Annotated in this window: 7 protein-coding genes; 1 reads left to right on the forward strand and 6 read right to left on the reverse strand. The window is 68.9% G+C overall.

The genetic code is table 11. The annotated features are described in order from the left end of the window. Positions 1 to 4 precede the first annotated feature (4 nt). From L3Q65_RS15225 to L3Q65_RS15240, 4 genes are all read right to left on the reverse strand, one after another. Positions 5 to 1,675, reverse strand: coding sequence for a DUF6461 domain-containing protein (locus tag L3Q65_RS15225; RefSeq protein WP_237600041.1), 1,671 nt, complete (start codon positions 1,673 to 1,675; stop codon positions 5 to 7). 179 nt (positions 1,676 to 1,854) lie between these two features. Beyond that, positions 1,855 to 2,421: a vitamin K epoxide reductase family protein gene (locus L3Q65_RS15230; RefSeq protein ID WP_237600042.1), complete on the reverse strand. Its 567-nt coding sequence runs from the start codon at positions 2,419 to 2,421 to the stop codon at positions 1,855 to 1,857. Next, positions 2,418 to 3,164, reverse strand: coding sequence for a thioredoxin domain-containing protein (locus tag L3Q65_RS15235; protein ID WP_237600043.1), 747 nt, complete (start codon positions 3,162 to 3,164; stop codon positions 2,418 to 2,420). Before L3Q65_RS15235 ends, L3Q65_RS15230 begins: the two co-directional genes overlap by 4 nt. Before the next feature lie 111 nt (positions 3,165 to 3,275). Further along, complete coding sequence (locus L3Q65_RS15240) at positions 3,276 to 5,549, reverse strand: cation-translocating P-type ATPase (RefSeq protein WP_237600044.1); 2,274 nt, start codon at positions 5,547 to 5,549, stop codon at positions 3,276 to 3,278. 133 nt (positions 5,550 to 5,682) lie between these two features. On the opposite strand from L3Q65_RS15240, the gene L3Q65_RS15245 reads away from it, so the two are divergent. Further along, positions 5,683 to 6,654, forward strand: coding sequence for a cytochrome c oxidase assembly protein (locus tag L3Q65_RS15245; protein WP_237600045.1), 972 nt, complete (start codon positions 5,683 to 5,685; stop codon positions 6,652 to 6,654). Here L3Q65_RS15245 and L3Q65_RS15250 read toward each other — a convergent pair. Continuing rightward, a complete protein-coding gene (locus L3Q65_RS15250; RefSeq protein ID WP_182889007.1) occupies positions 6,651 to 7,031 on the reverse strand; it encodes a cytochrome c oxidase assembly protein in 381 nt (126 codons plus the stop codon). The genes L3Q65_RS15245 and L3Q65_RS15250 overlap by 4 nt on opposite strands. A 123-nt stretch (positions 7,032 to 7,154) precedes the next feature. Next, a complete protein-coding gene (locus tag L3Q65_RS15255) occupies positions 7,155 to 7,814 on the reverse strand; it encodes a nitroreductase (RefSeq protein WP_237600046.1) in 660 nt (219 codons plus the stop codon). Positions 7,815 to 7,839 lie beyond the last annotated feature (25 nt).

Here is a 7,839-nt window from a genome sequence, read left to right on the forward strand (position 1 = left end):
GCGGTTATCCCCGCAGGACGTAGGCCTCGTCGGCCGCGTAGATCGCGGCCAGGTTGTCCGCGGTGATGCCGCGACCGGCGAAGCGGGCGATCACTGTCAGGCCCTTCGCGTTGCGGTGCCGGAAGTCGTCGAAGTCCAGGTCTTCACAGTGCGGCGCGCCGGGGTCATGACCCGGATGGCCCGCGTACGACAACTGTCCGCGCTCGGCCAGGGCGAGTTGGAAGTTGGCGTTGACGTTCCAGTACAGGCTCGCGGCCTTTCCGTTGCGCGACAGCGCGGTCAGTCTGTCACGGTCGGCGCCTTGGAAGCCGTTGTCCTCGACGGCCAGCACCACGTCGTCCACCTCAAGCACGGCCAGCAGCGGCACGTACCCGTGCCCTGGGAGACTGAACCGTTGCCACGCGGGCCGCTCGGCGATCGACGTGATCGACACCGGGGCCGCTGGGTCGCCGCCGAGGGTACTGATCACTTCCTCCGGAGTGAGGCCGCGCACAACGGTGATCGTGGCGGCTTCGCCGAGTGAGCTTTTCTCGATCCAGCGGTGCTCGGCGTCGGGTGCGATCACCAGAGGTGGTTCAGGTTCCCCACGCAGCCGATGACCGAGCCGGTCCGTCTTCTTGTGCACTACCTCGGGTGTGGCCGGCGCCTGCCACATGACCAGATGACAGGAGTCTTCGGCATCGTCGCGGCCGGTCACCTGCACGCGGATCCGGTAGTCGCCCGGCCACGGCGGCGTTTCCCAGCAGCGGCGGCCGTATCCGGATTCGATCCCGGACAAGACGGCACCGCCCTCCGACGCGGTCCAACTGATCTCGACGACCTCGTCCCAGCCGACGAGATCGAGTTCCTCGGGCGGACCGGTCAGCACGTGCATCGATATCGGCACGTGGCCTTCGGCCACGCCCGTCCGGATCACCACTCCGTCTTCCACTGCGGCGACCAGGCCGTTGCCGGAGAAATCGGCATTCGCGGGAACCGAACCTTCGGTGATCCAGAACCGGTGGTCCGTTACCGCCGCCGACGTCGAGGAAGACTGCGGCAGCAGGTATTCAGCGCGCCGCTTCGCCAGCACCGCCGCCGCGTAGCCAAGCGGCTTGGGCACCGTCGGCAACACGATCGCCGTAGCACCCAGCGCCACACCGACGATCGCGGGCGCCTCACCGGCCACAGCAGTGCCCAACGAGCGCAGCACCGCGGTCGACACGATCACGGCCAGAGCGAAATGCGCGGCACCGTGCTGCGCAGCGATCTCCGCTTCATCACCGGTCGCATCCGGCACAGCCGCCTTGTCCCGCAACGCTTCGAACAGCTCTACCACGCGATCAGCCGCGCCGGGGTGCACCTGTTCGACGATGGCCACTGCCTGCTTCGTGGCGCTCTGCTCATCGCCCATCCACCCGGTGACGTACCGCGTGACGGTCGATTGAGCCAGTCCGGACACAAGATCGGGCGGGATGTCCACGGCCAACTGATCGACAGTCAGTTCCAGCGCACCCAGCAGCCGTTCAGCAAGAACGTCGCCGATCTCGTCCAGTGCCGCTTGGACCCTCGTGCCGTGCCGCGAATACCCCTTCGGCTCCCACCGGCCAAGGCGACCAGCGGGCTCTTTGGGCACGAGCGCGACAATGTCCGGCAGCGCAGCCGACACGACCGGCTCGAAATTCTCGATCCCCATCGCACTATGATGCCAGCGCGTCGAGCCCCGTTACCTCTTTCGCGGTTGCGGTGCGTGCCCTCCGGCCAGCCGCTGTGGGCAGTCGGCACCGCTGCCTGCGGTTGTCCGTCCGGGTGCGAATGCGGCTGCCAGCACAGCGGATCGAGCGAATGCCGTTGCCACGCCGCATGAACTGTCGGTCAGAGCAGCGTCGACCAGTACGACCAGAACTCGACCAGGATCAGCACCGCGATCACGACGTACCAGAGCGCAAGCACTCCACTGTGGACCCGGCGCACTGCGCTGCCAAGCCGGGTTTCAGTCAGGGTGTGCAGCGTGGTGTACCAGAAAATCGCGATCGTCACGACCCACACGACCATGCAGTACGGGCACAGCGCGTGGATGCGGTAGAGGCTCTGCCCGATCAGCCAGTGCACGAAGACGACGCCGAGCAGCGCGCCCGCCTGCATGCCCGTCCACACCCATCGCGGCGGCTCGTAGCCGGTCAGCAACGCGACCCCGAGCGTGACCACCACCGGGAACGCGGCGACGCCGAGCAGCGGATTGGGGAATCCGAACACTGCGGCCTGTGCGCTGTCCATCACCGAACCGCACGACAGCACCGGGTTGATTGAACAGCTCGGCACGTAAGACGGGTCGGCCAGCCGGGCGAGCTTCTCCAGCGTGAGCGTGATCGAAGCAGCCAGGCCCAGCGCACCGCCGACCAAATACAGCCACGCCAGCCCGCGCGAAGCGGTGCGGTTCACTGCGCGAGCGCCTTGTCGAGCTGACCGCGCAATTGCTGGGCGATCGCGGCGTAGGTGTTTCCGGAGGGCTCGAATTTCGTCCCGTTCACGAAGATCGTCGGAGTGCCGGTCACGCCGGCTTTTCCGCCGTCCGCTTTTCCTTGGTCGATGCGTTTCTGCACCGCCGGTGACGCGGCGTCGGCGTGAAACTTGGCCAGGTCGAGGCCGAGTTCCTTGGCGTAGGCGTCGAACCGGGCCTGTGCCCGCGCGGTGTCCTCGCTGACGTTCTGCCCGTCCGCGGCGAGTGCCCAGGTCGGGTAGTCGCCGTAGAGCTTGTCGTACATCTCGCGGTACTTGCCCTGCATCGCCGCCGCCTCGGCGGCCTTGGCCGCGGGCACCGCGAGCGGGTGCATCGGCAGCGGGAAGTTCCGGGTGACGAAGGTGATTTTCCCGGAGTAGTCGTGTTCGATGCTCTTGGTGACGTTCTGGTAGTACGCCTCGCACACCGGGCACTGGTAGTCGATGAACTCGACGACGGTGACCGCGCCGCCGGACGCGGTCGTCAGAGTGTTGCTGCCGGGCGGATTCAGGATTTCGGCGGCGACCGTGCCCTGAGGGGGAGCCGGGTTGTCCTTGCGATTGAACAGCAGGACCCCGCCGATGACCAGCACCGCTACGACCACGACCGCGATCGTCGTCCAGGCATTGGCCGACAAACCCTTCCGCTTGGTCACCGGATTGCGGTTCGCCTTTTTCGCCGCCATAGCCGCGTCGTCCTCTCCCGGAGCAGGGCACCAGCGGCGTCGATGATGGCATCCCGGTCCTCGCCCACCCAGCCGGGCAATGCCCGGGAACCAGCGGGACTTCCTGTCCGACTAATGTTGCGCGGAGTGTGCGATCTGCTCCACAGTGGACACTCCCGTCTGTTCGAATCGGCGCAGGCGCAGGCTGTTGGACACCACGAACAACGACGACAGCGCCATCGCCGCACCGGCGATCAGCGGGTTGAGCAACCCCGCCGCGGCGAGCGGGAGCGCAGCGACGTTGTAGCCGAACGCCCAGCGCAAATTGCCCCGGATCGTCCGCAGCGTCGCGCGGGCGAGCCGGACCGCCGCCGGGACGACCGAGAGATCCGTGCGCATGAGGATCAGATCGCACGCGCCGACCGCGACGTCCGTTCCCGACACCAGCGCCATTCCGAGATCCGCTCCGGCCAGCGCGGGGCCGTCGTTGATTCCGTCGCCGACCATCGCGACGACGCGGCCTTCCGCGCGCAACCGCGCGATCGCCGAGGCTTTGTCGGCGGGCAGCACTTCCGCGACGACCTCGTCGATTCCGACCTCGGCGGCCACGGCACGCGCGGTGGATTCGTTGTCCCCGGTGAGCATCACCGTGCGCAGGCCGAGCGCACGCAGTTCCGCCACCGCCCCGGCGGCGCTCGGCCGCACGGTGTCGGCGAGCGCGAACACCGCGCACACCCGGCCGTCGATCGCCACCGCTACTGCGGTGTGCCCGTCGGTCTCCCACTGCTGACGGCGGCTGTCCAAACCCGGCGGGACAGTGCCGATCTCAGTACGGACCAGCCGCACGCTGCCTACCAGCACCTCGTGCCGGTCGACCCGGCCGGACACCCCGAGGCCGGACAGCGCACGGAAATCCTCGGCCTCACCCACTGTGCCGAGTTCTTCCCGGGCGAGCTCGACGATCGCCCGGCCAACGCCGTGCTCGCTGGCGTTCTCGACCGCTGCCGCGGCGGCCAGCACCTCCGCGCGGGAGACGCCGTCCGCGGCCTCCAGCGCGGTCACCGACATCGTCCCCGTAGTGAGGGTGCCGGTTTTGTCCAGCACGACCGTGTCGATCGCTTTCGCGGACTCGAGTGCCTGATGTCCCTTGATGAACACCCCCAGCTGCGCGCCGCGGCCCGAGGCGACCAGCAACGCCGTCGGCGTGGCCAGTCCCAGCGCGCACGGGCAGGCGATGATCAGCACGGCCAGCGCGCAGCTCACCGCTTTCTCCAGCGGAGCCCCGCCGAGCAGCCATCCGCCCAACGTCAATGCGGCCAGCGCGAGCACGACCGGCACGAACACCGCCGCGATCCGGTCGGCCAGCCGCTGCACGTCGGCTTTTGCGCTCTGCGCCCGCTCGACCAGCCGCACCAGCTGAGCCAGCTGGGTGTCCGCGCCCACTCGCTCAGTCCGCACGACCAGACGACCGCCCAGCGCGACGGTGCCGCCGACGACAGCGTCCCCGGCGGTGACTTCGACCGGCTGGGACTCCCCCGTCATCGCGCTGGCATCGATCGCGCAGGCACCTGTTTCCACAACGCCGTCGGTGGCCACCGTGTCCCCCGGCCGCACCACGAACCGGTCCCCGACGCGGAGTTCAGCGACCGGAATCCGGCGTTCCGCCCCGTTTTCTTCCAGCGTCACGACATCGCGCGCACCGATCTGCGCCAGCGCCCGCAGCGCGCTGCCCGCGGCGTGTTTCGCGCGCGCCTCGAACATCCGCCCGGCGAGCACGAAAATAGTCACGCCCGCCGCGACGTCGAGGTACATCGAGCCCGCCGGTTGCAGGATCAGCCCCCAGACGCCGTCGGCGTGCGCGTCCGCGCTCTGCCCGAACATCGTGTAGACCGACCAGCCGGAAGCCGCGACCACGCCCAGCGACACCAGGGTGTCCATCGATCCCGTGCCGTGCCGCGCGGCCCGCAGTGCCTTCGCGTGGAACGGCCAGGCGCACCAGGTGACGACCGGAACGGTCAGCGCGAGCAGAACCCATTGCCAGCCAGGAAACCGCAGCGACGGCACCAGAGCGAGGGTGACCGAGAGATCCGCGAGCGGGACCCCGGCCAGCAGCGCCACCACCAGCCGCCGCCACAGCGCGCGGACCCGGTCCGGCCCCTCCTCCCGGTCGTCGCGGGCGATTTCCCTTGCCTGGTAGCCCGCGCCTTCGACCTGGGCGATCAGCCGCTGCACCGCGACCGGCGCGGCGAGCGAAACAGCCGCCTGTTCGGTGGCGTAGTTCACCGTCGCGGTCACGCCGTCGAGCTTGTTGAGCTTGCGCTCGACCCGGGCGGCGCACGCCGCGCAGGTCATCCCGCCGATCGCGAGTTCCACCGGCTCGGCCGGAACTGTCGTCACATCGGTCATCTGCGGATCAACTTCTTCTTCCGTGCGTTCCCGGCAGATCGGTGCCGCCGCGGCGGCACCGTCCCGGCCAGTATCACCCGGTGCCACAATGAAGTTCCGGCAGCCCCCGGCGGAGCGGAAGAAGGCCAAGAACGTGCGATCCCCTTTCACCTGGCACACGCCCTTCACCGAATGGGACATGCCGGTCGCCACCGCCCTCGTGCTCCTCCTGCTCGCGATCTGTTACGCCGCAGGCATCATGCGACTGCGGAGCTGGAGAATCCGCGACGCCGCCGCGTTTTACGCCGGTCTGCTCGTCTGCGCGCTCGCCGTCGGCGGCGGGATCGGCGCGTACAGCACCACTCTCTTCACTGTCCACATGGCACAGCACCTGCTGCTGATCATGGTGGTGCCGACGCTGATCCTGCTCGGCCGCCCGCTGGAACTGCTGCGCAGAACCGGGCCGCAGCGCCTCCGCCGCGCTCTGGGCCGGGCCAACCGTTCGCGCGCCGGGCGCGTCCTCACCCATCCGCTGCTCGGGTTCCTGTACTACGCCGTCGTGGTCGCCGGCACCCACCTGACGCCTTTCCAGCAGAGCGCCGCAACGAATCCGGCCCTGCACGGCGTGGAAATCCTGCTCTACCTCAGCAGCGGCTACCTGTTCCTGCTCCCGATCGTCGGCTCCGAACCCGCCGGGCGACGGCTGGCACCGTTGCTAAGGATGGTGACGCTGCTCGTCGGCATGGTGGTCGACACCGTCGTCGGAGTCACCCTGCTGATGACCGTCCATCCGCCGTTCGCCGCCTACGTCGTCCCGGACCGGGGCTGGGGTCCGGACGCGCTCACCGACCTGCACTGGGGCGGCGCGATGATGTGGGTCGGCGGCGACCTGCTGATGGCCCTGCTCGCCATCGTCGTGATCGCCGCGTGGGTGTCGGGCTCGAACGGCAAGACCGACCTCGGCACCTGGCTGGAATCAGCACGGCGCTCGGCACTGACCGAGCACACCGGCTCGCTCGACGCCACCGTCGATCTCGACGACGACGAAGAAGCACTGCGCGCCTACAACGCCATGCTGACCCGGATGGCGAACACCGAACAGCAGCCGCCGAACCACCCGCGCTAACGCCGGGCAGTCTCCCGGCGCTCTCCCAGGCTGCGCGCGAGCCGGTCATACCCGGCGAAACCCGTTCCCCCGTCACGGTTCCAGCGCACGAGCAACGCCGCCAGCACGACCGCGAGCGCGACCTCGCCGAGCACCAGCGCGATCAGTCCGCCTGCCCGCTGGTCCGCGGCGAGGTCCGGCACCCAGGGCAAGGCCAGCGCCTGGTACATGTTCGCGGACAAGGGCCCGTTGCCCACGACCCGGCCGGTGCTGATCAAAAACGCACCGAACACCACGTCCGCAGGCATCGCGGCCAGCAGCAGCCCGAGCCGGGCGATCCCCGGCAACGCCCGCGGGCCCGGGTCCTCGCCCGCGACCACCCAGAAAGCAGCTGACACTCGCGGTACGAAATCGAGCCGGCCGCACGGCCCGCAACTCACTCCTCTGGTGCCAAGCCCCCGTAAGATTTCGTCTTGTCTCGCAGCAGCCCATCACCTCTGCCGGCCCGGCCATCGACCAGATCAGATGCCAGACATCCTCCGATCACTCCGCGCTTTCGAAGCCGTAGCCGGCGCCGGATCGGGACGCCCTTTCGGCGCGGGTGCCCAGGTTCGGACGACAGCGGAGACATCCGTATCCCGGCGTGGGCCGCGCCGTTCCCGGCTCGTCGGGAGGCTGCCGAGGTAGACGAAGCCGACGATGGTGTCTTTCGGGCCGAGTTGCAGCGCTTCCCTCACTGTAGGGTCAGTGGCCGCGGCACCGGTGGCCCACATCGATCCGTAGCCCATCGACGTGGCTGCCAGGAGCAAGTTCTGGGTCGCCGCGGCAACCGCCGCTTGTTGTTCGTGCAGCGGGATCTTCAGGTCGGTCCGAGGCTGGCAGACGACCACAACGAACGTCGGCGCGCGGCGCAGGCGGGTGCGTTCACGTGCGCAACGTTCCGCATCGACATCGTCGCCGGCGAGCGCGCAGCGTCGAACATAAGCCTGTTCGAGCACTTCGCCGAAGTCGTCGGCATATGCGGGCGGGACCACGACGAAACGCCATGGCTTGCACTTGCCGTGATCGGGTGCGGCGGCCGCCGCACGGAACAGGGACCGCAGTTCGGCACCGGTCGGGCCGGGTTCCGCGAGCCGCGGTGTCGAGCAGCGGGCGTTGATCGCTTCGACCGTGGTCAGCATGGGCGCCTCGTTTCGTGATCGGGCC

This window comes from Amycolatopsis sp. FU40, from assembly GCF_021903635.1.
Classification (GTDB): Bacteria; Actinomycetota; Actinomycetes; order Mycobacteriales; family Pseudonocardiaceae; genus Amycolatopsis; species Amycolatopsis dendrobii.